29 protein-coding genes are annotated in these 25,380 nt (G+C 60.7%); 14 read left to right on the top strand and 15 right to left on the bottom strand.

From position 1 onward, the window contains the following. Nucleotides 1–68 precede the first annotated feature (68 nt). Together AC3WK5_RS13335 and AC3WK5_RS13330 are read left to right on the top strand one after the other, a co-directional pair. Nucleotides 69–746 carry a Crp/Fnr family transcriptional regulator gene (locus AC3WK5_RS13335; RefSeq protein WP_103315277.1) on the top strand — a complete coding sequence of 226 codons (678 nt, stop codon included), beginning with the start codon at nucleotides 69–71 and terminating at the stop codon, nucleotides 744–746. A gap of 75 nt (nucleotides 747–821) precedes the next feature. Further along, nucleotides 822–1,226 (top strand): putative zinc-binding protein, encoded by a 405-nt coding sequence (locus AC3WK5_RS13330; protein ID WP_103315276.1) that lies wholly within the window; start codon nucleotides 822–824, stop codon nucleotides 1,224–1,226. 737 nt (nucleotides 1,227–1,963) lie between these two features. Here the strand turns inward: AC3WK5_RS13330 and ubiT are convergent. The 7 genes from ubiT to norR form a co-directional block, all read right to left on the bottom strand. After that, entirely contained in the window at nucleotides 1,964–2,431 is a 468-nt protein-coding gene (ubiT, locus tag AC3WK5_RS13325; RefSeq protein ID WP_103315275.1) for a ubiquinone anaerobic biosynthesis accessory factor UbiT, read from the bottom strand. Continuing rightward, entirely contained in the window at nucleotides 2,425–3,315 is an 891-nt protein-coding gene (locus tag AC3WK5_RS13320) for a U32 family peptidase (RefSeq protein ID WP_103315274.1), read from the bottom strand. Before AC3WK5_RS13320 ends, ubiT begins: the two co-directional genes overlap by 7 nt. Before the next feature lie 10 nt (nucleotides 3,316–3,325). After that, the gene (ubiU, locus tag AC3WK5_RS13315) at nucleotides 3,326–4,321 is read right to left on the bottom strand and encodes a ubiquinone anaerobic biosynthesis protein UbiU (protein WP_054596865.1); all 996 of its coding nucleotides are present in this window, start codon (nucleotides 4,319–4,321) and stop codon (nucleotides 3,326–3,328) included. Between the two features lie 214 nt (nucleotides 4,322–4,535). Next, on the bottom strand, nucleotides 4,536–5,771 hold the full coding sequence (locus tag AC3WK5_RS13310) for a molybdopterin molybdotransferase MoeA (RefSeq protein WP_103315273.1): 1,236 nt from the start codon (nucleotides 5,769–5,771) through the stop codon (nucleotides 4,536–4,538). Further along, nucleotides 5,768–6,322, bottom strand: coding sequence for a molybdenum cofactor biosynthesis protein B (gene moaB / locus AC3WK5_RS13305; RefSeq protein WP_103315272.1), 555 nt, complete (start codon nucleotides 6,320–6,322; stop codon nucleotides 5,768–5,770). Before moaB ends, AC3WK5_RS13310 begins: the two co-directional genes overlap by 4 nt. 100 nt (nucleotides 6,323–6,422) lie before the next feature. After that, on the bottom strand, nucleotides 6,423–7,070 hold the full coding sequence (gene pdxH / locus AC3WK5_RS13300) for a pyridoxamine 5'-phosphate oxidase (protein WP_103315301.1): 648 nt from the start codon (nucleotides 7,068–7,070) through the stop codon (nucleotides 6,423–6,425). 88 nt (nucleotides 7,071–7,158) lie between these two features. Then, complete coding sequence (gene norR, locus AC3WK5_RS13295) at nucleotides 7,159–8,688, bottom strand: nitric oxide reductase transcriptional regulator NorR (RefSeq protein ID WP_103315271.1); 1,530 nt, start codon at nucleotides 8,686–8,688, stop codon at nucleotides 7,159–7,161. Between the two features lie 154 nt (nucleotides 8,689–8,842). On the opposite strand from norR, the gene ytfE reads away from it, so the two are divergent. Beyond that, on the top strand, nucleotides 8,843–9,517 hold the full coding sequence (gene ytfE, locus AC3WK5_RS13290; RefSeq protein ID WP_103315270.1) for an iron-sulfur cluster repair protein YtfE: 675 nt from the start codon (nucleotides 8,843–8,845) through the stop codon (nucleotides 9,515–9,517). A 75-nt stretch (nucleotides 9,518–9,592) separates the two neighbouring features. Here the strand turns inward: ytfE and AC3WK5_RS13285 are convergent, their stop codons facing one another. Then, nucleotides 9,593–10,030: a hypothetical protein gene (locus AC3WK5_RS13285; protein ID WP_103315269.1), complete on the bottom strand. Its 438-nt coding sequence runs from the start codon at nucleotides 10,028–10,030 to the stop codon at nucleotides 9,593–9,595. 28 nt (nucleotides 10,031–10,058) lie between these two features. Beyond that, a complete protein-coding gene (locus AC3WK5_RS13280) occupies nucleotides 10,059–11,249 on the bottom strand; it encodes an NnrS family protein (protein WP_103315268.1) in 1,191 nt (396 codons plus the stop codon). Nucleotides 11,250–11,871: 622 nt separating this feature from the next. Here AC3WK5_RS13280 and AC3WK5_RS13275 point away from each other — a divergent pair. Continuing rightward, entirely contained in the window at nucleotides 11,872–12,555 is a 684-nt protein-coding gene (locus AC3WK5_RS13275; RefSeq protein ID WP_054596857.1) for a Crp/Fnr family transcriptional regulator, read from the top strand. Continuing rightward, on the top strand, nucleotides 12,552–12,752 hold the full coding sequence (locus AC3WK5_RS13270; protein ID WP_081013795.1) for a protein DnrP: 201 nt from the start codon (nucleotides 12,552–12,554) through the stop codon (nucleotides 12,750–12,752). The genes AC3WK5_RS13275 and AC3WK5_RS13270 overlap by 4 nt, the downstream gene beginning before the upstream one ends. A gap of 23 nt (nucleotides 12,753–12,775) precedes the next feature. Here the strand turns inward: AC3WK5_RS13270 and AC3WK5_RS13265 are convergent, their stop codons facing one another. The 6 genes from AC3WK5_RS13265 to AC3WK5_RS13240 all read right to left on the bottom strand — a co-directional run bounded on the left by AC3WK5_RS13265 (nucleotide 12,776) and on the right by AC3WK5_RS13240 (nucleotide 18,472). Then, nucleotides 12,776–14,617 (bottom strand): nitric oxide reductase activation protein NorD, encoded by a 1,842-nt coding sequence (locus tag AC3WK5_RS13265; protein WP_103315266.1) that lies wholly within the window; start codon nucleotides 14,615–14,617, stop codon nucleotides 12,776–12,778. 78 nt (nucleotides 14,618–14,695) lie between these two features. Next, nucleotides 14,696–16,123, bottom strand: a complete 1,428-nt coding sequence (locus AC3WK5_RS13260) for a cbb3-type cytochrome c oxidase subunit I (RefSeq protein WP_054596855.1) — start codon at nucleotides 16,121–16,123, stop codon at nucleotides 14,696–14,698. Between the two features lie 3 nt (nucleotides 16,124–16,126). Next, nucleotides 16,127–16,567, bottom strand: coding sequence for a c-type cytochrome (locus AC3WK5_RS13255; protein ID WP_054596854.1), 441 nt, complete (start codon nucleotides 16,565–16,567; stop codon nucleotides 16,127–16,129). A 261-nt stretch (nucleotides 16,568–16,828) separates the two neighbouring features. Next, entirely contained in the window at nucleotides 16,829–17,086 is a 258-nt protein-coding gene (locus AC3WK5_RS13250) for a cytochrome C oxidase subunit IV family protein (protein ID WP_103315265.1), read from the bottom strand. 11 nt (nucleotides 17,087–17,097) lie between these two features. After that, complete coding sequence (locus AC3WK5_RS13245; RefSeq protein WP_103315264.1) at nucleotides 17,098–17,685, bottom strand: cytochrome c oxidase subunit 3; 588 nt, start codon at nucleotides 17,683–17,685, stop codon at nucleotides 17,098–17,100. Next, a complete protein-coding gene (locus tag AC3WK5_RS13240; protein WP_054596851.1) occupies nucleotides 17,669–18,472 on the bottom strand; it encodes a CbbQ/NirQ/NorQ/GpvN family protein in 804 nt (267 codons plus the stop codon). The genes AC3WK5_RS13245 and AC3WK5_RS13240 overlap by 17 nt, the downstream gene beginning before the upstream one ends. A 199-nt stretch (nucleotides 18,473–18,671) precedes the next feature. Here AC3WK5_RS13240 and AC3WK5_RS13235 point away from each other — a divergent pair, with 199 nt between their 5' ends. Genes AC3WK5_RS13235 through nirJ form a run of 9 tightly spaced genes read left to right on the top strand, consistent with a single transcriptional unit; the run spans nucleotide 18,672 to nucleotide 25,311 of the window. Continuing rightward, the gene (locus AC3WK5_RS13235) at nucleotides 18,672–20,363 is read left to right on the top strand and encodes a nitrite reductase (protein WP_103315263.1); all 1,692 of its coding nucleotides are present in this window, start codon (nucleotides 18,672–18,674) and stop codon (nucleotides 20,361–20,363) included. 24 nt (nucleotides 20,364–20,387) lie between these two features. Next, nucleotides 20,388–20,702: a c-type cytochrome gene (locus AC3WK5_RS13230; protein WP_103315262.1), complete on the top strand. Its 315-nt coding sequence runs from the start codon at nucleotides 20,388–20,390 to the stop codon at nucleotides 20,700–20,702. Nucleotides 20,703–20,718: 16 nt separating this feature from the next. Next, nucleotides 20,719–21,045, top strand: coding sequence for a c-type cytochrome (locus AC3WK5_RS13225; protein WP_103315261.1), 327 nt, complete (start codon nucleotides 20,719–20,721; stop codon nucleotides 21,043–21,045). After that, nucleotides 21,042–22,220 (top strand): cytochrome D1 domain-containing protein, encoded by a 1,179-nt coding sequence (locus tag AC3WK5_RS13220; protein WP_103315260.1) that lies wholly within the window; start codon nucleotides 21,042–21,044, stop codon nucleotides 22,218–22,220. The genes AC3WK5_RS13225 and AC3WK5_RS13220 overlap by 4 nt, the downstream gene beginning before the upstream one ends. 1 nt (nucleotide 22,221) lies before the next feature. Then, nucleotides 22,222–22,680: an Lrp/AsnC family transcriptional regulator gene (locus AC3WK5_RS13215; protein WP_054596846.1), complete on the top strand. Its 459-nt coding sequence runs from the start codon at nucleotides 22,222–22,224 to the stop codon at nucleotides 22,678–22,680. After that, a complete protein-coding gene (gene ahbB, locus AC3WK5_RS13210) occupies nucleotides 22,677–23,192 on the top strand; it encodes a siroheme decarboxylase subunit beta (protein WP_103315259.1) in 516 nt (171 codons plus the stop codon). The genes AC3WK5_RS13215 and ahbB (AC3WK5_RS13210) overlap by 4 nt, the downstream gene beginning before the upstream one ends. Beyond that, nucleotides 23,185–23,628, top strand: a complete 444-nt coding sequence (locus AC3WK5_RS13205; protein ID WP_054596844.1) for an Lrp/AsnC family transcriptional regulator — start codon at nucleotides 23,185–23,187, stop codon at nucleotides 23,626–23,628. Before ahbB (AC3WK5_RS13210) ends, AC3WK5_RS13205 begins: the two co-directional genes overlap by 8 nt. Further along, nucleotides 23,603–24,106, top strand: a complete 504-nt coding sequence (gene ahbB / locus AC3WK5_RS13200) for a siroheme decarboxylase subunit beta (RefSeq protein WP_054596843.1) — start codon at nucleotides 23,603–23,605, stop codon at nucleotides 24,104–24,106. Before AC3WK5_RS13205 ends, ahbB (AC3WK5_RS13200) begins: the two co-directional genes overlap by 26 nt. Before the next feature lie 26 nt (nucleotides 24,107–24,132). After that, complete coding sequence (gene nirJ, locus AC3WK5_RS13195; RefSeq protein WP_103315258.1) at nucleotides 24,133–25,311, top strand: heme d1 biosynthesis radical SAM protein NirJ; 1,179 nt, start codon at nucleotides 24,133–24,135, stop codon at nucleotides 25,309–25,311. Nucleotides 25,312–25,380 lie beyond the last annotated feature (69 nt).

Raw genomic sequence — 25,380 nt, 5'->3', positions numbered from 1 at the left:
GGTAGGCCTGCAGAGGCATAGGTCATCCGGGCCGCGCCCTCTACTATGACCGTCAGCGGAGGTACGCCATGCTGACCCACCCTTCTATCGTTTTAACGTTGCGCCGTCATCACCTGTTCAGCCAATTGCCGGAGAAAGTCTTCGAGGAAGTCTGCAGCCAGGCCATGCTCAAGCGCCTGAGTTGTCACTGCACACTCATGCACCAGGGGGATCCGGCCAAGCGTTTTTTCCTGCTGGTCAGCGGTCAGATCAAGTTGTACCGGCTCACCGGCGAAGGTCAGGAAAACCTCGTGGAGATCATCCAGCCCGGCCAGACTTTTGCCGAAGCCTTGCTGTTCAGCCAGGCCCGACTCTATCCAGTGAGCGCCACCGCGCTGAAAGACAGTGTGCTGGTCAGTATCGAGGGCAACCATTACCGCAACGCCCTGGAGGACCAGCCGAAGGTTTGCCTGGCGATTCTGGCCAGCATGAGCGTTCACTTGCACCTGCGTCTGCGGGACATAGACACGTTGACGCTGGCGAGCGCGAGCCGTCGGGTCATCCATTTCCTGCTCCAGGAACGCCATCCCGTCACTGGCCAGATCGTCTTGCAAGTATCCAAACGCCTGGTGGCATCGAAACTGGGGATTCAGCCGGAAACCTTTTCACGGATTTTGCATCGGTTGGTCGAGTGCGGCCTGATTGCAATGGAACGACGCAATATCCGCATCCTCGCCAACGAAGAGGCGCTGGCGGCGTTCCAGTAGGCAGAATTGACCGCAATCAATTGAGTAACGTCATGCGCCTTGCACACTGGAAGAGCCCATCAATGGAGAGTGTCAATGCCCCCCTCAACTTTGCCTTTGGTTTACTCCTGCTCAGGCTGCTCCAACGTCGCCCAACTGGCCAACACCCTGGCCGTGCGGCTGGATCGCAGCGGCTTGGCTGAAATGTCCTGCATCGTCGGTATCGGAGGGCATGTGCCAGCGTTGCTCAACAAGGCGCGCTCGGGGCGCCGGATTTTCGCGCTGGACGGCTGCCCGCTGCAATGCGTCGAAAACTGCCTCAAGCAACATGGCCTGCATGCTGATGTGCACCTGATCCTGAGCCACTATGGGCTGCGCAAACGCCATGGCGAAGACTGCACGCAGGCGCAGAGTGATGAGTTGTTTGAGGGGATCAGGCAGTTGATTGCCAGTGATACTCGCCAGCATGAAACCGGCAGCAAACGTTGGCTTGAGGGCTGACGAAAATCTAATGTGGGAATGAGCCTGCTCGCGAAGGCGGTCTGTGGTTTGTTGATTGAGTACATATCCATTTCTGCGGTAACGGCGGCTTAGGGTTCCGCCCTTACGGCGGGTCACTTTCGAAAAGCGCGAAAGTAACCAAAGCGCTCTTGCCCCTTTCGTTCGGTGCCTCGCCCAGGCTCGGCATGCCCTCGCTCCGGTCCTGCTCCGTGGGCCCGCCGCCATCGGCCATCCATGGCCGGGGGCGGCTAACCCGGCATCCATGCCGGGTTGCCCACTGCGCAGAACCTCCACTCGGCCTCTCGAGGGGGCGTGCACCGCAAAGGCGAGGCGGCCTACCGGCCGGCCTGTCTCTTCAAACGTACTCATTTCCCTGTGGGAGCAAGCTCGCTCCCACAGATTCAATGCCACTTTGGCTCTAGCTGTTGATCTTGCTTTGGCTTTGGCTTTTGATCTTGATCTGCCCCGTCGGAAGGCCGAGTGGAGGTTCTGCGCAGTGGGCACCGCGGCAAGGATGCCGCGGTAGCCGCCCCCGGCCATGGATGGCCGATGGCGGCGGGCCCACGGAGCAGGACCGGAGTGAGGGCATGGCGAGCCTAGGCGAGCCACCGTACGTCAGGGGCGAAAGCGTTTGGTTACTTTGCGCTTTTCAAAGTAACCCGCCGTAAGGGCGGAACCCTAAGCCGCCGTTACCGCAGAAATGGATATGTACTCCGACCAAAAATACAGGTCGGCTATCAGGCCGCCAACCCCTTCCCCGCCCGCTCCAGATTGCGCCACAACCAAACAGGCAAAACATCGGGATCAAGACTGTCGATCAGATTCTTCAACGCCAGCCCCAACTCCGTATCCCCTTCAATCACCAAACGCCTGCGAAAAAACAGCGTGTCCGGATCTTCCTGACGACTGGCCAGGAGCAGAAACTCTCGCCAATTGCCACTGATGGTCACGTGAGCCGTGGCCTGCCTGGCAATTTGCAAGCCCTCGCGGCCCAGGGTCAGATACCAGGACAAGCCCAGATCCGGAATCCGCAGGCACAGCCAACGCCCACGCAGCACGTCGAACTCACCCTCGCGCAATGGCTCGACGAGGCAGCGATTCAGTGCCTGTTGCAACGCCAGGCGCTGCACGGCAAAAGGCACCCGACGCACCAGCGGCAGTAAGCGGTCGGCGCCTTTCAACAGCCACTTTTTTCGGTTCAACACAGGCCAACCTCCTCGACGCGCAACATGCCGGCCTGGCCATGCCAGTAACCATTGCAGCCTTCGACGAACAGCGGCGGTGTCTCGCCCAGACGAACCCGTTGATAGGCGCCGATCACCTCGGCCATGCCCTGAGCACGCGGGCTCAGACGCAGCAGATCGGCGCCGCAGGCCACCAGCCCGGAATAATCGGCCAGTAGATTAGTCACCTGCGCCGACATCGTTTGAATGCCATTGAGGGTGAACAACGGCTGCCCTTCCTGGCTGGTCAGCGCGAGACCATCGGGGTAGTTGATACAGCAAAACTGGCAGTCGTCCTTGGGCCGGTTTTCCGCACGGGCCGTAAAACACCGTGCGGAATAGGCCAACGGCAAATGCCCATAGGCGAAGATTTCCACTTCCGGTACTGTGCGGCCAAGTCCGCGGACCTGCTCGATCACATCGCCAATCAACGCTGCCGAACATTCTACTGGCGGCACCCAACGGGTCATTCCGCAGTCCAGCAATTGCGTCAGCGCGTGCCCGTTGTACAAATTGAGCGCCGGACCGCCCACGAACGGCAATTTGCGCTCGGCCAGGAACTGCACCGCGCCCATGTCGTTGGCCTCCACCAGCAATTGGCCGTTGTCGCAGAGTCGGCGCAGGCTGGAGAGTTCGGACGCGGCTTCGATCAGTGTCAGGCTGGAGATCACCAACTGCGCCTGGCTGCAAGCCTGTAACTCGCGCCCCAACCCGAGCCATTGATCCAGTGAAAAAGCCCGACGTTTCGAACACACGGTTTCCCCCAGATAAATCACATCCAGAGGCAAGGCCGACATCTCGGCGTAAAAGTTGCTGAGTTGCGCTTTGTCCCAATAGAACAGGACTGGCCCAAGACTGAGCTTCATGTTCCGTCCCTCATTGCCATGATCGATGATAAGCACCCAGGGTGGTCTGGCTGCCTTCGGACAAGCCGGCCAGTACCTGACGCCATTCCTCCTTGACCCGAAAACTGCCCGGTGAACCACGATGGGCATCCAGTGCCGCCCGCCAGACGCGAGTGACTTGTTCGACATAGGCCGGACTGCGTTGTCGGCCCTCGATTTTTACCGCTTCGACACCGATGGCCGTCAGCTCCGGGAGCAAGTCGAGGGTGTCGAGGCTGGTGGGTTCCTCCAGCGCATGAAAGCGTTTGCCGTCGACCAGGAAGCGACCCTTGCACAAGGTCGGGTAACCGGCCGGTTCGTCAGGGGTATAGCGGTCAATCAGCACTTCGCTGAGTCGTGCGCTCAAGCCTTGAGCGTCCTCGCTCCAGCGCACCGCCTTGGCCGGCGAACAGACACCGCACAGGTTCGGCGACTCGCCGGTAATGTAGGAGGACAGGTGGCAACGCCCTTCGGCCATGATGCACAAGCTGCCGAAGCCAAACACCTCGATGGGTACCGGGCTGCTGGCGGCAACCTGGCGTACTTGCGCCAACGACAACACCCGCGGCAACACGGCGCGTCGAATGCCGTAGCGCTGGGCATAAAACTCCAGCGCCGCGGCATGGGTTGCCGAGCCCTGGACCGACAGGTGCAACGCCAGTTGTGGATGTCGCTGGCTGGCATAGTCGAGCACCCCGGGGTCAGCGGCGATCAGCGCATCCACGCCGAAATCGGCGGCTCGATCGACTGCCCGCTGCCAGCGCTCCCAGCCCTTGGGTTGCGGGTAAGTGTTGACCGCGACGTAGAGTTTGCGTTGATGCTGACGGATGTGGGCGACCGCAGCGTCGAACTGCTTGTCGTCCATGTTGAGGCCCGCGAAATGCCGGGCGTTGGTGTCATCGCGAAAGCCGACATAGACGGCATCGGCGCCTTGGCGCACCGCCGCTTTTAGCGCAGGCAGGTTCCCTGCCGGGCAGACCAGTTGCATGGGTAATCCTCATGAAAAAACGCAGTCCGGGGCCTGATCAGTCATGGTTGGAATGCGCTTGTGGCGAGCGAGCTTGTTCGGGACGGCGTTCCGACGCTGGACTGCACAGCAGGCCTGAATAACAGGGCCGCTTCGCGACCCAGCGGGAGCAAGCTCCCTCGCCACACAGTCTAGCCAGACCGGCAGGCACGGCCTTGACGGCAATCAATTGCCATCAATGCATCAGGTCGGCGAAGGACAGGAACATCACGTTGTCGTGCTTGAGCACTTGCTGCTCGCACTCGATCACCGCCAGCCCGTCGGCCCAGCAGGCAGCAGTCAACATCGCCGAGCTTTGCTGAGGGTGCAGCTCCACGCTCAACTGGCCGTCAGCACCAGGCGTCAGCCTTGCCCGCAGGTACTGCCGGCGCTTGTTGCGTTGCAACCAGTCGAATCCGGCCGGGACGGCTAATGGCACCGGCAGCACGTCAGTCACGCCCTGGGCCCTGAGCAGGAACGGACGCACCACCACCAACGCGGTAATCAGCGCCGCCGAAGGATTGCCCGGCATGCCGATCCAGGGTTTGCCGGCGACTTCGCCATAAGCCAGTGGTTTACCCGGCTGAATGGCCAGCCGCCAGAAATCCACGCTGCCCAGTTCCTCGATTGCCTGTTTGAGGTGGTCCTCCTCGCCTACCGACACGCCGCCGGAACTCAGCAGCATGTCGCATTCCGAAGAAGCCAGGCTCAAGGCATGCCGACTGGCCGCCAACTCATCGGCCATGACGCCATAGTCGTGAACCTCAACGCCCCAACCGCGCAACAGCGCAGCCAGGCAATAGCGATTGCTGTTGTAAATCTGCCCCCGCACCAATGCATCGCCTGGCTCACGCAGTTCATTTCCGCTGCTGAGCAAGCACACTTGCAATGGTCGATAGACCTCGACCCGCGCTATGCCTGCGCCGGCCAGCAACCCCAGTTCTTGTGCGCGCAGGCGCTTGCCGGCCTTGAGTAACAGCTCGCCTCGACGAACCTCTTCGCCTTTCTTACGCACGTGATCCCCCGCAATCACGGGCGGGAACCAGACACGCTCGCCCTCGATACGGCAGCGCTCCTGTGGCACCACCGTATCGGCCCCCGCAGGCAATGGCGCACCGGTAAAGATCTGCACCGCCTGCTGTGCGATCAAGGGCAAGCAGGCCTGATCCCCCGCCGCAATTCGCCCGCCAATCGGCAGATAACCACCTTCCGATGGCAGGTCGGCCGCCCTGAGGGCATAACCGTCCATGGCACTGTTGTCCCAGGCCGGCAGGTTCACCAGGGAGTGAAGGTCGGTTGCCAGAACTCGCCCCAAGGCTTGATCCAGACCGATCATTTGCGCCTGGGGTGGTGGCGGTGCCTGATCCAACAGACGATCGATGGCCTCGTCGACGGGTATCAGGTTGCCGAGATCGCACACCCGACCGGTCATGAGCGTGTCTCGCAGGCGTCGATGACCCGCTGTGTTTGCGGCTTCAAATGCGGGGCGAAGTTGCACGGGCCGGTACGACTGTCCAGTTGTTCCAACAGGATCATGTTCCAGGCTGTTCGGCAGGCCCCCGGCGAACCCGGAACGCAACACACCAGCACACCGTTGCTCATCCCGGCCAATGCCCGTGACTGCAAACTGGACATGCCGATTTCCGCCAGGGAGACCTGACGAAACAGTTCGCCAAAGCCTTCCACATGTTTGTCCAGCAAGGGCAAGACGGCTTGCGGCGTATTGTCGCGAGCGGTGAAGCCGGTGCCGCCGGTCATCAGTACAACCTGCACCTTGGGGTCGGCGATCCAGAGGGATACCTTTGCGCGGATCTGATAAATATCATCCTTGACCAGATCACGATCGACCAGCACATGCCCGGCCGTTTGCAGCAAATCAGTCAGGGTCTGTCCCGAGGTGTCGGTCTCGAAGGTGCGCGTATCGCTGATGGTCAACACGGCAATGTTCAGGGGTTCAAACGTGCGTTGCGCCAGATGGGCCATATCCAAGCCTTCCCGTAGATGAGGGTTTGGCCAAGCCTGAACCGCAATCGCGGCCTGGCCTATTCCTCCAAGGAGGTACCTCGACCGGGCAAATAGAGGCTCAAGGCGCCAGGCGGCTGCGATACCACACCCTGTCCTGCAGGCGGTAATCGAGACGGTCATGCAAGCGGTCGGCACGCCCCTGCCAGAACTCCAGGCGTTCCGGGTGCAGGCAGTAGCCGCCCCAATGCTCGGGTCGCGGCACGGTCTGGCCAACGAAACGTTTGATGGTGTCGGCCAACAGCGATTCCAGCGCTGCCCGACTGACCAGCGGCCGGCTCTGCGGTGAAGCCCAGGCACCCAGCCGACTGGCCATGGAGCGGGAATCGAAGTACGCGTCCGAGAGTTGCGGATCGAGCCTGGACACTCGGCCTTCAATACGAACCTGACGCTCCAGCCCCGGCCAGAAAAACGTCATGGCGGCATTCGGGTTAGCGGCCAGTTGCAGGCCTTTGTCGCTCTGGTAATTGCCAAAAAACGTAAAGCCGTCGTCGCTCAAGCCTTTGAGCAGCAGAACCCGGCAATGTGGTCGCCCGTCACTGTCGACCGTCGCCAACATCATGCTGTTGGCCTCGACAGGCGCGCACTCGGTGTCGCGTGCCTGTTGCAACCACTGTCGAAACATGGCCAGGGGATCGTCCAGCGCAGCCTCATCCTGCAGGCCATTAAGGGTGTAGTTACGGCGCATCTGAGCCAGGGAAAGGGGCATGACGGTGATCTCCGGATGGTTTTTCGCAGTGTGCGAGCCACTGCGCCAAGCCACCTTGACCGTCATCAACATGCTGCGCCGCCCAGACTTACTTAAGGCGAAGACGCCGGGCCAGTTTGTGCAGATTGCTGGGATCGACTTCCAGCAACCGCGCGGCGCTGGCCCAGTTTTCCCCGGAAAGGCTCAGGGCATGGAGAATTTTTTGCCGCTGACAATCGTCGACGGCGTCGCTCAGGGCCTGGAATGGCACATCAGACGTCACTTCCCGCGGCGGTTCGACGCTCGCCCCTGCTGCGACCATCGTACTGTCGAGATCGAGGACTTGCGGCTCCAGCGTCATGATCAGCGCGCGACTGGTGCCACGGCTGAGCTGCTTCAACGCGGCGCGACTGATCACATGCTCCAGCTCGCGCACATTGCCCGGCCAGGTATACGCCAGCAAGGCCCGCTCGGCCGCAGGCGACAAGCGCAAACCACGCAGGCCGAGCCGCGCCCGATTGAGTTCCAGGAAGTGCCCGGCCAGCATCAACACATCGTGACCGCGTTCGCGCAGTGACGGAATCGGCACCGGGTACACCGAGAGCCGGTGATACAGGTCCGCGCGAAACAGGCCATCGCGGATACTGTCTGGCAGATGCCGGTTGGTCGCGGCGATGATTCGCACATCGACATGCAACGGCTTGTCCGCCCCCAGTCGCTGGATCTCGCCGTTTTGCAACGTTCGCAGCAACTTCGCTTGAACGCTTAGCGGCAATTCACCCACTTCATCGAGAAACAGCGTGCCGCCATTGGCCGCATCGAAACGACCCGCGCGGTCGCTGGTGGCGCCGGAAAATGCGCCTTTGACATGGCCGAACAACTCACTCTCTGCCAAAGACTCCGGCAAGGCGGCACAGTTGACCTGTACCAGCGGCTTGTGGCTGCGACGCGAAAGACGGTGCAGCCGCCGGGCGAACAGCTCCTTGCCGACACCCGTTTCGCCCAACAGCAACACCGGCAAATCGGAATCGGCCAGTACATCCAGCTCATTGAGCAACTGGTGCAACACCTCACTCTGCCCGAGGATTTCACCTTCATCCGCAGGCATCCGCAGGTCTTGAAGATCGCTGCGGGACAAGCGCAAGCTGCGGTTTTCCTGTTCAAGCCGGGTGACGCGCACGGCGGCTTCGATCTGCAACGTGCAACGCTTGAGCTCCTCCCGCGCACGGCAGTCGAAGGTTCCGGCATGCAGCGCATCGAGGGTGATCGCGCCCCAGATGCGACCCTCCACATACAGGCTCACACCCATGCAGTCATGCACCGGCAACGGCTCGCCGACATGGTTGTCGAGCAGGCCGTCATAGGGGTCCGGCAGTCGACTGTCCGGCTCGAACCAGGTCGGTTCGCGCGACGCCATGATCGCTGCCAGTCGAGGATGCTGAGCAATGACAAACCGGCGCCCCAACGCCTCATGCACCAGCCCCACCGTCGCGACAGGCCTGAGACTGTCGTCGTCCAGACGCAGTAATCCCACCGCGCCACTGTTGAAGTATTCGCGCAGGGTCTGCACCAGTCGTTGCAAGCGTACGGCATTGGGCAACTCGACAATCAGGTCGGCTGCCAGGCTTTCTCGCAGCATGGTAGTAATTACCCTCTATGGTTGGATTCACCCTGAAGCGTCAGGGTATCTATCACCACAACTAAAAATTAATCCATATGAATCAGTCGTTTAAATATGGCATGCCGGATGCAATGAGCCTGGGGAACCGTTGAAACCCAAATAAGGAACCCCGATGAGCCAGACCCTACTGGAACAAAGCCTCGGCCAACTGGCCTGCGATATACCCGGTGCCACCCGGATATTTCATACCTTCAAACTGGACTTCTGCTGTGGCGGCCATAAAAGCCTGCGTGAAGCAGCCCAGGGCAAAAACCTCGACCCGATGCTGATTGCCGATGCCCTGCACACTCTGCAAGACGCCGGTGAAACCCAGCACGACTGGCGCAACGAGCCGTCGGAACTGTTGATCGCCCACCTCCTCACGCGCTATCACGCCCGCCACCGCGAGCAACTGCCGGAACTGATCCGTCTGGCCCGCCGGGTCGAGCACGTCCACGGCGCGCGCAGCAGCTGCCCCAATGGCTTGGCCGATCTCCTGACCGACATGCAACAAGAACTCGAAGGCCACATGCTCAAGGAAGAACAAGTGCTCTTCCCGATGCTGCAAAAGGGCATCGGTGCTCAAGCGGCTCCGCCGATCCAGGTGCTGCGCTTCGAACATGATCAACATGGCGAAGCGCTGGAAAAGATGCTCGCCCTGACCAATCACATAAGCCCGCCCGCCGATGCCTGCAACACCTGGCGTGCGCTCTATCGCGGACTGCTGGAGTTCAAAGACGACTTGATGCAGCACATCCACCTGGAAAACAACGTGTTGTTCATTAACGCCCTGAACCCCCGCCATTGATCGCTTGCCGGCCACACCCAACCCGCGCCATCCCACCGGTTGACGCGGGTTTTGTTTATGAAGGACGTCTTGCGATCAGCCATGCCAATAGAACATGGCCTTGGCCAGGATCACGATCAACAGCATGTGCCCGAGGATGCTGCGGCGAATCCAGCTTGCGCGGGTCGCGGTCAGGCGCGCATGGGTCAGCCAATAGGCCAGCAGCAAGTAATGACCAATGATGCTCAGGGCCAACAGGATTTTCAGGCTCAGCAACGTACCAAAACTGCTGGCCAGCGGCTGACTCAATGCCCCCCGGTACTGCCATGCCAGACCGATGCCGGCGCCATATAACAGCAACACCACGCCGTGCAGCACCTTGCGCGAGCGCACTGCAATCGTCTGGTCCGCGGTCAATTGCGCGGCCTCCATCAAATGCTGGCGGGCGTGATGCCAGATCACCACCTCGAAAAACAGCGTGCCGATAAAGGCAATCGCCGCCAACAGGTGTGTGACCAGCAGATAGGGATACATCAGCGTCCGCCTCCTTCAGTTCGTTGGCTCATCCCGGGTGACCGTCAACTCGGGTGCGCAGCAACATCGGCCCATAACGCCAGGCGAACAACGCAAACGCCAGCGTCCAGCACAGACCGGCCAGCCACAACGCCGGCAATGGGAAAAACAGGATCAACACCACTCGGCTCAGACATGCCAGGTTGAGCAAGATGAACGCCAGGGTCATGCCCGACGGCGGCACCAGTGCACGGCCGGTGTGCCCGAGGCTGACCCGCGCGATCATCGCCAGCACCAGGCCGCCCATGGCCCCAATAGTCAGGCAATGCACCGCCAGGCTCGGGTTAACCGGCACGCCAAAATGCCAGAACGCCATCCCGAGACACGCCACCGCCAGCCAGCCATAGGCCAGGTGCAACGACCACAGCAACGGCACGCGCCAGAGTGCCCGGTCATGCCAGCGCACCAGACGCACCAGATGCCCTGCCGCCAGCACCGCGAACAGCAGACCCACCCAGACATTGGGAACGAGCGCGGGTCCTGCGGCATACAACAACGCCACCAACGGCGAACCGACCAACAGCAGTCGATCCAGCCAGGGCCAGGCGGCAACACCTTCCACCCGACCAAGGCCACGCTGGGTGAAGAACGGAATCACCCGCCCGCCGATCAACCCCATCATCGCCGCCACCAGCCAGATGCCGGTCAGCACGCCCTGGCGCTGCCAGCCTTCATGCCCCTCGACCAAGCCATACAGGGACAACCCATCGGCCACGGCCAACAACAGCAAAACCAGCACAATCGGGTAGTTACGTTTCTGCCGCACCTTCCACAAGGTGAAGCCCATGAGGACCGCCACCGCCAACGGGAACGCCAGCTCCAGCACCGCGAGCAACGGCCACGGTGCGTTGGCCAGCCAGGCCACGCGCGCCAGTAACCACAGCAGCGCCAGCGCAGCCAACGGTTTGCCGCTGAGGCCGGGGCGACCGGTCCAGGTCTGCACGGCCGTCAGCAGAAAGCCCGCGATAATCGCCAGCGCAAACCCGAACAACAGTTCATGCCGATGCCAGCCCAGCCAACCGCCTGCCGGCTGCCAGCCGGAAATCCCACCACTGAAGGCGGCCAGCCAAAGCGGTATGACCAGCACCGCCAACAGGCAGCCCGCGAGGAAAAATGGCCGAAAGGCCAGCCGTAACAGCGGTGGGATCGCCAACGCTTTACGGCGCTCAAGCACTTGCATAAAGCCACTCCTCTGCCTTGTTGCGGACCTGGCACCAACCCGCAGGCGCCGAGGTAAATCCCGGGGCCATCATCGGGTATTACCGATCCATTGCCTTTGTCGCAGATCAAGTGTGCAAGGGGCGTGCCCCGATACTCATTCGAACCTGTTTGGACCGGGAGAATGGTGGCTCCTGTGGCGAGGGGGCTTGCCCCCGTTGGAGTGCGAAGCGCTCCCAGAACCGGCATCTGCGGCGCGTCAGATAGAACGCATCAGCCGGTTTTACGACTGCTGCGCAGCCGAACGGGGGCAAGCCCCCTCGCCACAAAGGTGATCGGCTCCAGGGTACAAATGACCATTTAAGGGTTATTTAAACCCTAGATGGCATAGTCTTTTTTACCCTCACACCTGAGAACCCAGGTAAACAAGGGCCTCCGGGCATGGCCCGCGTCTTGCTCATGCGTCTAGAAATCAAAGAAACCTTCGATCCCTCTCGATTGCCCGGAGTCGTCATGAAAAAAATCATCCAGCCACTGGCCTGGTTTGTGGTGTTGACCTCAGTCCTGGCCCTGGCCAGCAGTCTCTCCCTGGGCCTCGTTTGACGGGATAACCGCTCCTTCCTCAATCTTCAGGATGAATTTCCATGGTGCTTCATCGTGTCCATCACCAGATTCTGCGCAGTCATCACCTGTTCGAGCCGTTGAATGAAGAACAGCTGGATGAGTTGATGAGTACCAGCCACTTGCTGAGCATCGACAAAGGCGAGCCGTTGTTCCGTCAGGGTGAGCCGGCAGATTCGTTCTATTTCATAATTGCCGGGGCGGTGAAAATCTACCGGTTGACACCCGATGGGCAGGAGAAAGTGTTTGAAGTCATCGGGGATCGACAAACCTTCGCCGAGGCGATGATGTTGATGGACACACCCAATTATGTAGCCTCGGCCGAGGCGGTCTGCCCCACCCAGCTCTACCGGTTATCCAACAGCACCTACATGCGCCTGCTCCAGAGCAACAGTCGGTTGACCTTTGCGTTGCTCGGCAAGCTCTGCGTTCGCTTGCATCAACGGGTCAATGAAATCGAAACCTTGTCCCTGAAAAACGCCACCCACCGGGTCGTGCGTTACCTGCTGACGCAACTGGTGCGCCAGCAAACCGTAAACAGCCATTTCGAGCTGCCGATGGCCAAGCAACTGATTGCCGGGCATCTGTCGATCCAGCCGGAAACCTTTTCGCGGATCATCCGGCGCCTGATCGATGAAAACATCATCACTCAGGACGGCCGCCAGATCGCCATTCTTGATCGTCTGCGCCTGGAGCAGTTTGAGTGAGCACCTTGCCCGTCTGCCTGTATTGCCAACACCCTAACCCGCCAAAACAATCCGAATGCCTCCAGTGCGGCATGCCCCTGCCGGCGATGGCCGAACGTGCTCAGGAACGTCGACTGCGCCGGTTCAGGTGGTTCTGTATCGGCCTGACAATCTTTTGCATAGCAATGTTTTTCGGGTTGCCGCGCGGCATCAGTTGATGCCGCTTGAGTCAGACCCGGGCTCAAGGCTGAGTCAGTTGGCGATACAACTGCGGCAAACGCAGCGGCAATTGCTCAGGCTGACGGATCACGGTGTAGCCATTGGCGCCAAACATGTACGGCAGGTAATCCCCGGCCTCACGATCAATGGTGATACAGAACGGCGTCAGTCCTTGACGCCGTGCCTCCAGCACCGCCTCGCGGGTGTCTTCAACACCGTAGCGGCCCTCGTACAAATCCAGATCATTCGGTTTGCCATCTGTCAGCAGCAGCAACAGTTTACTGCGCCGTTTGCTGCTGCCCAGCAGGCGCGTGGCCTGGCGAATCGCAGCCCCCATGCGCGTGTAATACCCAGGCTTGAGCCCTTGAATACGACCGCGGGTGTTGTCGTCATAGCGCTGGGTGAAGGACTTGAGTTCCTGCATGCGCACTTGCTGACGACGCAGTGAGGAAAACCCGTACAGGGCGAAATCATCCCCCAGCCCCGACAGGGTTTCGCCAAACAGCAACAGCGTGTCGCGGATGACATCAATCACACGATGCTCATCGTTCAGGTGTGCGTCGGTGGACATCGACATATCGGCCAGTAACAGGCACGCCAGGTCGCGGCGCGTCTGGCGTTGCTCCATGAACAGACCGCGCTCGGCACACTGGCCATGCTCGCGTTCAACGTGAAAATCCAGCCAGGCCTGCATGTCCAGTTCCGAGCCCTGAAGTTGCTGGCGTAACCACTGACGGTCATTGCGCAAGTGCTCGAACTGGCGTCGCAGGCGCTGCGCCGAAACCTTCAACCGAGGCGGCAGCGGCTGCGCATCACAGTCACGGGGCACCATCATTTGCAGATTGACGAAGTCGCCCTGCATCTGCTGTTTTCGATAGTCCCACTCTGGCAACTTGATGCCCTCGCCCAAGGGAATATCGTCGACATCGGCCGGTGGCAAATCCAGGTGCAGCTTCAGCCCGCCGCCCTTGCGCAGCCGGGTGCGCGACAGGGTCAATTCGTCCAGATCATCAGCGACCCTGGCGGCGTCCTGGTCTTCGCTGTCATCCGACCAGCGATCCAGGTCCACGTGTTCGGTCCAACTGAACAGGTTCTCCAGACGCACCACCAACAATCCACCGTCACGGGGGCTGTCATCAATGCGTTTGGCGCGTTTGCGCCCACCTTTCTGCTCGCCGGGTGGAGTCGTCAACGATTCTTCGGATTCATCACCCAGATCGGCCGCCAGCGGGCTGGCGAGATGTTGCGGCGGGTACAACCACAACGGCAGCGGCCATGCGGCCCGTTCGCTACGCGGAAAATCCTCGACACTGCCCGGCTCGCGCAACGCCTGGCATAAGACGCGCTCCAGTGCCGCTTCACTACGGCTCAATGAGGCCGGGTCCGGGCGCAATTGCAGGTGGGCCTCGACCAATCGCTGGTAGCGCGCGCGTAGTGCTGGATAGCGCCGCAACAGCAATTGCGTCCAGCGCTGGTTGTCCCGCCCCCAATGCCGCATCCGACCAGCCTGCGCTGCCAGCAACGCGAGCCAACGATAGAGCTCCTCATTCAGGGCGACTTCAGGGAACACCGCGAGGCTCGACGGCAGCCGCAGGGTATTTTCGTCACACCACGCCAAGGGCACTTGTTTGCAGGTGCCGGCGATTTGCTGCAGCACGTTACGCCGCAGCAGCAGATCGCGGTCGCTGGCCGCTTCAAGCCCGATGCCATTGGCACCGCCCATGGCGCGGAACAACAGCGCCAGTGGGCGTTGCTGGTTGATCAGTTCAACCCGTGCTTCGGGGAAATCCGGGCTGGCGCGCCGGGTGATGAAGCGGTGCCAGGCACTGCCTACCCACTCTTCCAGTTCGACGGTAAAGGCCATGCTGTTTGCCCTTGTTGGACACCAAAAAAACGGCCCGCTGTATCAGCCGGGCCGACCTTTTCTAGCCGTTAACCCGGCTCATGAAGGCACCACGGCCGCCGGAGCGCGCAAGGCGGCACGCCCCCGCTGCTTGAAACTGAACAAATAGCAGAGCAGCCCGGCGAGGAAACCAACCCCGGCCCCCAGACGCGTCCAGAACAGCACCTGCAAATGTTCGACCGTGGCCATGAACGGCAAGGCAATTCCGTCAGCCTGCCAGCGTTGCAGGTAGATCTGTACAACACCGGCAGCGGTGAGCAACAACGTGATCATCACCATCGACAGGGTCATCATCCAGAAGCCCCAGATCTCCAGAGTCTGCGAGCGCTCGTCGCCGGCCTCACCCAACCCGCGCAAGCGTGGCATGGCGTAGCTGATCAAGGTCATGACGATCATCGCGTAAGCCCCGTAGAAGGCCAGGTGAGCATGAGCTGCCGTCAGTTGCGAACCGTGGGTGTAGAAGTTGACCGGGGCCAGGGTGTGTAGAAAGCCCCAGACGCCCGCACCGAAGAAGGCCGTCACCGTGGTGCCCTTGGCCCACAGCGTCGCGGCGCGGTTCGGGTGTTGCCGACGCCGGTTCTTCACTGTGCTGAAGGCGAATATCACCATCGCCAGGAAGGGTAGCGGCTCCATCGCGGAGAAGATTGAACCGACCCACAACCAGACCTCAGGTGCGCCAATCCAGAAGAAGTGGTGACCCGTGCCGATGATCCCGGTAATCAGCGCCATGGCGATAATCACATACAGCCATTTCTCCACGACTTCCCGGTCTACACCAGTGATCTTGATCAGCACGAAGGCCAGCATCGCCCCCATGATCAGTTCCCACACGCCTTCCACCCAAAGATGCACCACCCACCACCAATAGAACTTGTCGCGGGCCAGGTTGCCGGGGTTATAGAAGGAAAACAGGAAGAACACCGCCAGCCCGATCAGCCCGGTCATCATGACCATGCTGACGGTGGTCTTGCGACCTTTGAGCAGGGTCATGCCGATGTTGTAGAGAAAGCCCAGGCACACCAGCACAATGCCCATCTTGGTGATGGTTGGTTGCTCCAGAAACTCGCGCCCCATCGTCGGCAGCAACTCGTTGTGGGTCAACCTGGCCAGGCCGGCATAAGGCACCAGCAAGTAACCGAGGATAGTCAGCACACCAGCAGCGGCGAATACCCAGAACAGAATGAGCGCCAGCCTTGGACTGTGCAGTTCGCGATCGGCCTCTTCCGGAATCAAGTAGTAGGCAGCGCCCATAAAGCCGAACAGCAACCAGACGATCAGCAGGTTTGTGTGGACCATTCGCGCCACGTTGAAGGGAATGATCGGGAACAGAAAATCCCCGATCACGTATTGCAGGCCCATGATCAAACCGAACAGCACCTGACCAAGAAACAGCATCAAGGCGAACACGAAGTAGGGTTTGGCCACAGCTTGCGAGGCAAATTTCAGATGCGGATTAGCCATGCTCATCTCTCAGCCCTCCTTGTTTGGCGGCCAGCCATTGGTATTGATTTTCGAGCTCCATTTGAGGAACTCGGCGATGTCGTCCACCTCCTGCTCACTCAACTTGAACTGAGGCATCGCTCGCCGGCCCGGTATGCCCAACGGCTGCATTTTCATCCAGGCATGCAGGAAGGGTTTGAAGCCGTCCTCCCCGCCCCGACGCTGGAACACATTGCCCAACTCAGGCGCAAAGTAGGCGCCTTCGCCCAGTAATGTGTGGCAGCCGATGCAGTTGTTTTGCTCCCAGACCGTTTTGCCGCGTATCACTGATTCAGTTAATTGCGCTTCATTGCTGCGCTTTGGAAAGGTTTGTTCCGTGTGATAGGTCAAAGCCAGGAATATCAGGAAGAAAAAGATGCTTCCCCCGAAATAGATGTTCCTGGCCATGCCTTTTGTGAAGGTCTCTGACATGGTCGCTTCCTCGTTGCTTGGCCCGTCCATGATAGGAAGCGAAGGGTTGAAACCCGCTTGATGGCGATCAAGAAAGCCAGATGGTTTTGGTCGGGTATAGGCACCAGGACGCCAGGCACTACCCGTGGCGAGGGAGCTTGCTCCCGCTCGGTTGCGAAGCAGCCGTAAACCTGTGCCTGCTTTCTATCTGAATATTCGCGGTGACTGGTTTTAGGGCCGCTGCGCGCCCCAACGGGAGCAAGCTCCCTCGCCACAGGTTGGCTAGTCGACCAACACCAGCGTCAGCCCCACAACGACTGCCAAAACCAGCGCCCAGCTCACCATCAACCGGCGCCACAATCGCGGCGCATGGCGCATCTCCATGAAGCCATCGGTGATCAGCCAGGCCTTGCCAACCGCCACCAGCAAAATGGCAATGGACAACAGCCACGTCGCGCCGACTTGTGACAACACGACGGTGCACACGCTTAACGTGGCCAGGGCGGCCCAGCAGACCAGCAATAACCTGGAAGCGGACATAAAACCTCCCGTCAATTCAACACGTAGACCAGCGGAAACAGCACGACCCAAATCAGGTCGACCATGTGCCAATACAGCACGCCGGATTCAAACCCGCTGCGGTTCTCTTCGTTGTACAAGCCACGACGACAACGCTCGGCCAACCATCCGAGAATGACCATGCCAAGCAATACATGGAGAAAATGAAAAACGGTGAGGATCCAGTAGAGGGTGAAAAAAGTGTTGTGCTCCATGCCCAGCCCCGAGGCCAGCAAGTGCTGGTATTCGGTAAGTTTCAACACCACGTAGACGCTGCCGGCAAGCAACGCTGCCAACAAAAGCACGGCGCCGTGGCGGGACCGAGAGCGCCTGACTTGCTCCTGAGCCAGCGCGGCGAACAGCCCGGCGGTGAGCAGGCTCAGGGTCATCGCCAGGCCAGTAGAGGTGTTGAGCAACAAGCGGCTTTCGCCGAACAGCTGCGGCTTGAGCGCCTGGGTCACGGCGAACGCCAGAATCAGAATGGCGAACACCGACAGCTCGGCCAGAATAAAAAACCACATCGCCAAGTCGCCCGGCAGGCGACCACGCGCTACGCCCCTGGGCTCAGCCGAAGTGGACATCAACCACGTCCATCAGCGCCGCAACCGTCAGCGGATCATCGCTCAACGGCTCGGCCAGGCAGGCCATGCACGCCTCACGCGGACTCATGCCGGAGCGGATCATTCGCGCCGTGAAAATCAGCAGCCGCGTCGAGGCGACCTCTTCCAGATCATGCTGATCGAGCCGGCGCAGCGCCTGCCCCAGCCTGACCACTTGCGCCGCCAGGGCGCAGTCCACCTGCGCTTCCCTGGCGACAATGCGCTCTTCGTCAGCCACCGGCGGATAGCCGAAGCGCATCGCCACGAAGCGTTGGCGGGTGCTGGGTTTCATGCCTTTGAGCAGGTTCTGGTAACCGGGGTTGTACGACACCACCAGCATGAATGAGGGCGGCGCCTTCAACACTTCGCCGATGCGTTCCAGAAACAATTCCCGACGATCATCGGCCAGTGGATGCAGTACCACCACGGTGTCCTGACGGGCCTCGACCACTTCGTCGAGGTAGCAGATACCTCCTTCTCGCACCGCGCGGGTCAACGGCCCATCCTGCCACCACGTGCCCTGGGCGCCGATCAAATGCCGGCCGATGAGGTCGGCGGCACTTAGATCATCGTGGCAAGCCACGGTGTAGAGCGGCAGTTTCAACCGATGGGCCATGTGCTGGACGAAACGGGTCTTGCCGCACCCGGTCGGGCCTTTGATCAGCACCGGCATGCCGTGACGCCAGGCCTGCTCGAACAGCGCCTGCTCATTATTCAGCGGTTGGTAGAACGGTTCGACGTGGTGTTCGCAAGACGGGATACGGTCCATGGGCTGCCTGTTCCAAAAGCGGATTCAAGCAACACGCTACGAGCGCCTGCGACAACCTGGCAAGTGACATGGCCGGCAAACTTGATCGCGGTCAAGCGAGCATTGGCCTGCTCGGGCATAGCCTTGCACGGCACTAAGAACCTGCGTTCTGCGCTGCCGTCAAAGCACATCGCAAAGGTCTTGCCTGAGGAGAAATGGAATGCTGATCAGCAATAGAAAAACGTTTGCTCTGACTGCCGCCACACTGTGTTCAACGCTGGCCCTGGCAATGAGTCATGTCGTTGCCGCTGAGGAACCTGCCGCAGGAGCGGCCACCCCGCCCATGGTCAAAACCGCGGGAGCGCCGGACCTGAGCCAGGCCGACTTCGACGCATCCAAGGAGATCTACTTCCAGCGCTGCGCCGGTTGCCACGGCGTTCTGCGCAAAGGTGCCACCGGAAAACCACTGACACCGGACATCACCCAGTCCCGTGGGCAACCGTATCTGGAGGCCTTGATTACTTACGGGTCACCGGCGGGCATGCCGAATTGGGGGACGTCCAACGCCCTGACCAAGGACCAGATCACGGCAATGGCCAAGTTCATTCAGCACACGCCGCCAACGCCGCCGGAATGGGGCATGGCCGAGACGCTGAAAACCTGGAAAGTACTGGTCAAGCCCGAGGACCGTCCGAAAAAACAGCTGAGCAAACTCAATCTACCCAACCTGTTTTCGGTGACGTTGCGCGATGACGGCAAGATCGCTCTGATCGACGGTGACAGCAAGAAAATCGTCAAGCTGATCGAGACTGGTTATGCGGTGCACATCTCGCGTATTTCAGCCTCCGGTCGCTACCTGCTGGTGATTGGTCGAGACGCCCGGATCGACATGATCGACCTGTGGCCGGTGGAGCCGACCAAGGTCGCCGAAGTCAAAGTGGGCATCGAAGCACGCTCGGTGGAGACCTCCAAGTTCAAGGGCTACCAAGACAAATACACCATCGCCGGTTCCTATTGGCCGCCGCAGTTCACCATCATGGATGGCGAAACCCTGGAGCCGAAGCAAATCGTCTCGACCCGCGGCATGACCGTCGACAAACAGGAGTACCACCCGGAACCCCGGGTCGCGGCGATCATCGCCTCCCACGAATGGCCGGAGTTCATCGTCAACGTCAAGGAAACCGGCAAGGTCATGCTGGTCAATTACCAGGACATCAAAAACCTCACCGTCACCTACATCGATGCCGCGCCGTTCCTGCATGACGGTGGTTGGGACAGCACTCATCGGTATTTCATGACCGCCGCCAACAACTCCAACAAGATCGCCGTGATCGACTCCAAAGAGCGCAAATTGACTGCTTTGGTGGACGTCGGAAAAACCCCTCACCCAGGCCGCGGCGCCAACTTCGACCATCCGGCTTACGGGCCAGTCTGGGCCACCAGCCATCTGGGAGATGACGGTATCTCGCTGATCGGCACCGACCCGATCAAACACCCGCAATACGCCTGGAAACAGGTCGCCTCGCTCAAGGGCCAGGGCGGCGGTTCGTTGTTCATCAAGACCCACCCCAACTCGCGCCACCTGTATGTCGACACCACCCTCAACCCGGACGCCAAGCTCAGTCAGTCGGTGGCGGTGTTCAATCTCGACAAGCTCGACGCCGGCTACACCGTGCTGCCCATCGCCGAGTACGCCGGCATCAAGCAAGGGGCCATGCGCGTCGTACAACCGGAGTACAACAAGGCCGGCGATGAGGTCTGGTTCTCCGTGTGGAGTGGCCAGGCAGACGAGTCGGCACTGGTGGTGATCGACGACAAAACCCTGAAGCTCAAATCAGTCATCAAGGACAAACGGCTGATTACGCCCACCGGAAAATTCAACGTCTACAACACCCAACACGACATTTATTGAGCTCCATCAATGAAAGGAATCGTCATGAAAAATACGCTGATATCACTGATCGTCCTGGCTGGCGCATTGAGCCTGCAACCGGTGATGGCGCAAGACGCGCCAGAGCTGTTCAAGAGCAAACCCTGCGCCGCCTGCCATGCCATCGACACCAAGCTCGTCGGCCCGGCGCTCAAGGAGGTAGCCGCCAAGAACGCTGGTGTCGCCGGTGCCGCCGATACCCTGGCTAACCACATCAAGAACGGCACACAAGGCAATTGGGGACCGATACCGATGCCGGCCAACCCAGTAACGGATGACGAAGCGCAGACCCTCGCGACCTGGGTCTTGAGTCTCAAATAGCCAACGGGAGGGCGTCATGAAGGTTTATCGACACGCGGTGCTTCTGGCGGCCCTCCTCCTCATTTGCGCGACCTCGGTAGCGACGCCGGACGCCAAGCGTCAGGCGCAACTCGAACACCTGCTGGCCCAGGATTGCGGTGCCTGTCATGGGCTGCGAATGACCGGTGGGCTGGGCCCTGAACTGACCCGTAGCGCATTGTCCGGCAAGCCCCGGGACAGCCTGATTGCCACCGTCACCCAAGGTCGCCCCGGCACCGCCATGCCCGGCTGGGGCCCGCTGCTCAGTGCTGACGACATCCGTTGGCTGGTCAATCTTCTTCTCCAGGGATATCCCGCATCATGATCCGTTCAATCCTGCTGTCAGCGGCGACCGGCCTCTTGTTATCCGCCTGCGTTCAGTCCCCCCTGCGCGGCACGGGCGACCTGGGCGTAGTGATTGAGCGCACCAGCGGTAGCGTACAAATCATCAAAAGCGACACCCGCACCGCGCTGGCTCGCCTCGAAGGTTTGGGCGACCTGTCCCATGCCTCGGTGGTGTTCTCCCACGACCAGCGTTATGCCTATGTGTTCGGTCGCGACGGCGGACTGAGCAAAATCGACCTGCTGACCCAACGCATCGACCATAGGGTCATCCAGGGGGGCAACAGCATCGGCGGCGCCATCAGTCAGGACGGCAAGTTGATCGCGGTGTCCAACTATGTGCCCGGCGGCGTCAAGGTATTCGATGCCAACACCCTGCAACAGGTGGCCGACATTCCCGCCACAGCCCTGGCCGATGGCAGCAAACGCTCTCGGGTGGTTGGGCTGGTGGATGCCCCCGGACAACGCTTCGTGTTCAGCCTGTTCGATAGCGGCGAAATCTGGACCGCCGACTTCAGCCGAGGCAACACACCGCAAATCAACCGCTTCAAGAACATCGGCCAACAACCCTACGATGCCTTGATTACCCCGGATGGGCGCTATTACATGGCCGGGTTGTTCGGCGAAGACGGCATGGCCCAACTCGACCTCTGGCATCTGGAGCGTGGCGTGCAGCGGGTGCTTGGTGATTACGGGCGCGGCCAGGTGAAATTACCCGTCTACAAGATGCCCCATCTGGAAGGCTGGGCGGTTGCTGACAACCAGGCCTTCGTGCCCGCCGTCGGCCACCATCAAGTGCTGGTGATGGATTCGCGCAGCTGGCAGCAGACCGCGGCCATCCCTGTGGCCGGGCAGCCGGTGTTCGTCACCTCACGGCCAGACGGTCGGCAGCTGTGGGTCAATTTCGCCTACCCGGACAACGATCGGGTTCAGGTGATCGATACCGAAACCCACGCCGTGGTCGCCGACCTGCGACCGGGGCCGGCGGTGCTGCACATGGAGTTCACCGCGCGCGGCGACCAGTTGTGGCTGTCATTACGCGATGGCAATCAGATTCAGGTCTGGGACCCGTACAGCCTGAAGCTGCTGAGCACCCTTCCCGCCATCGCGCCGAGTGGCATCTTCTTCAGCAGTCGCGCACAGAAAATGGGCTATTGAAATGAACCTCGACCTGCTCAGCCGCCAACTGATCGATCGCTTCCAGCACGACATGCCACTGTGCCCGGAACCGTATAAAGAGATCGCCAAAGTCCTCGGTTGCGACGAGGCGCAAGTGCTGGCCTGCCTGCAAGCAATGGATCAGGCCGGCACCCTCTCGCGGATCGGCCCGGTGTTCGAACACAGCCGCGCCGGGGCCAGCACCCTCGCCGCCTTCGCCGTGCCCGCCGAACGCCTGCAACAAGTCGCCGAGCGCGTCAGCCAGTATCCCGAGGTCAATCACAACTACGCACGGGAGCATTTCTACAACCTGTGGTTTGTGTTGACCGGGCCTGATCGCCCACACATCGAACGCGTACTCGACGAACTCGAGAAAGATACCGGCCTCACGCCGCTGGATCTGCCGATGTTGACCGCTTACCGCATCAACCTCGGTTTTGCCCTGGGAGAAGGCCCATGAAGCCGGGATTGAGCCCCAAACAGGCACTGGCGCTACGTCGGCATCTGGAAGGCGGATTGCCGCGAGTATCACGGCCTTATCAGGCCCTCGCGGAACGGATAAGCGCCGATGAAAACCAGGTGCTCGCGCAAATGCATCAGTGGCACGAACAAGGGCTGTTTCGGCGGGTCGGTCTGGTGCTCAACCATCGCGCGCTGGGTTTTGCTGCCAACGCCATGCTGGTGCTGGATGTTCCGGACGCGCTGATCGACGAAGTCGGCCAACGCCTGGGGCAAGCGCCCGGTATCACCCTCTGCTATCAACGGCCGCGGCGCCTGCCGCAGTGGCGCTACAACCTTTTCTGCATGGTTCACGGGCGCCAACGCGCGCAGGTCGAGGCGCAGATCCAGGCGTTGCTGGAAGAACACTTGCTGAGCGACCTGTCCCACCAACTGCTGTTCAGCACCCACGTCTTTAAACAGTGCGGCGGACGCTTTGCCGCCTCCTCAACGGGAACCACGCCCCATGGATGATCTTGACCGTCGGCTGATCAACCGTTTGCAACTGGGCCTGCCGCTGGTGCGTAACCCCTGGCAGGCACTGGCCAGCGAACTGGACAGCAGCAGTACTGAATTGCTCCACCGCGTCCACGAACTGCTCTGTGAGGGAATACTCACGCGCTTCGGTCCGATGTTCGACATCGAACGCCTCGGTGGCGCCTTCACCCTCGCGGCGCTGGCGGTGCCGGAAGAACGGTTCGAAGAGGTCGCTGAGCAACTGCACGCCCTGCCTGAAGTGGCGCACAACTATCGACGCGAACACGCCTGGAACATGTGGTTCGTGCTCGGCTGCGCGACCGAACAAGGCATCACCGAAACCTTGCAGCACATCGAAACCCTGACCGGTTTGCCGCTGCTCAACGTGCCCAAAGAGGAGACTTACCATGTCGGTCTGTACTTCCCGGTCTGAAGACACCCTGGCACACCGACTGATCGAATTGACCCAAGCGGGCCTGCCGCTGCTGGACGACCCTTGGACCTGGCTAGCCGAACAGCTGAACCTGAGTATCGAATCGACCCTGGATTTGCTCAAGCGCTTGCAGGCCGAGGGCGCGATCCGACGCATCGCCGCCGTCCCCAACCACTATCGCCTCGGATATCGCTACAACGGCATGACAGTCTGGGATGTGCGCGACACCGATATGCCGCGCCTCGGTGCGCTGATCGGTGCGCAGCCTTTTGTCAGCCACTGTTATCGACGCCCGCGACGAACCGCGTGGCGCTACAACCTGTTCGCCATGGTTCACGGTCGCAGCCGCGAGGAAATCGACAGCTACCGCGAACACCTGCGCTACTTGCTGGGCGACGCCTGTGTCGCCGACGAGATGCTGGTGAGCAGTCGCATCCTGAAAAAAACCGGTTTACGGCTACCGCCAGCACCACGCTGAACACACGCTGGCTCAAGGAGATTTGCATGTTGAGGATCAGCCAATATCTGCGCGCCCTGACCGGCCGGGTGCCTGCCCCCAGAACCAGCCCTCCGGGCAGCAACCGGCCGCCGGTGGTGATCTGGAACCTGCTCAGGCGCTGCAACCTGACCTGCAAACACTGCTACGCCACCTCGGCCGACAGTGTCTTTCGCGACGAACTGGATACGGCCGCCGCGCTGACCGTGATTGACGACCTGCACGACGCTGGTGTGAAGGTACTGATTCTTTCCGGGGGGGAACCGCTGTTGCGCGAGGATCTGTTTGTGCTCGGCGCCTATGCCCGCGCCAAAGGTTTCTTTGTGGCCTTGTCCACCAATGGCACGCTGATTGATGAGCAGAACATCACGCAGATCAGCGCGGCGAAGTTCGACTATGTCGGGATCAGCATCGATGGCCTGGAAGCCACCCATGACACCTTCCGCCAGCTGAAGGGCAGCTTCGCCCGCTCCATGCACGCGATCCAGCTCTGTCGCGAACAAGGCATTCGCGTCGGTCTGCGAACCACATTGACCCAGGAGAACCATGCGCAACTGCCCCAACTGCTGGCGTTGATGCGCGAGTACGACGTGCAGAAGTTTTATCTGTCGCACCTCAACTACAGCGGTCGAGGCAAACGCAGCCGCCAGCTCGATGCCCGGCAGCAGATGAGCCGCGAAGCGATGACGCTGATCTTCGAACGGGCCTGGGAAGACATCCAGCACGGTCGCGACAGCGATTTTGTCAGCGGCAACAACGATGCCGACGCGATTCTCTTGCTGCAATGGGTGGGCCTGCATCTACCCGAACATTACCCGCGTCTGGAACATATGCTCCGCGCCTGGGGCGGCAACGCCTCGGGCAGTGGCATCGCCAACATCGACAACACCGGTGAAGTGCACCCCGACACCTATTGGTGGCAGCACTCGGTGGGCAATGTCCGGCACACGCCGTTTCGCACGCTGTGGCTGGACCGTCCAGACACCTTGTTGCAGCAGCTGCGCGCGCATCCTCGGGCCGTCGGTGGCCGCTGTGGTCAATGCTGCTGGCTAAGCATCTGCAACGGCAATACCCGCACCCGCGCCTGGGCCGAAGGTGATCTCTGGGGCCAGGACCCCGGTTGCCACCTCAGCGATGAAGAAATTGGCATACCACCCTCAACGATCATCCCTTGCGTCATGCACTGAAGCACCCGCCTGGCGAGCCATCTGACACAGGATGGGGCCGGACCACCTGATGAAGCACCAAGGACGTCC

It is taken from the genome of Pseudomonas sp. FW306-02-D09B (genome assembly GCF_058782685.1).
This window is presented reverse-complemented; position numbering and strand designations above follow the sequence as displayed.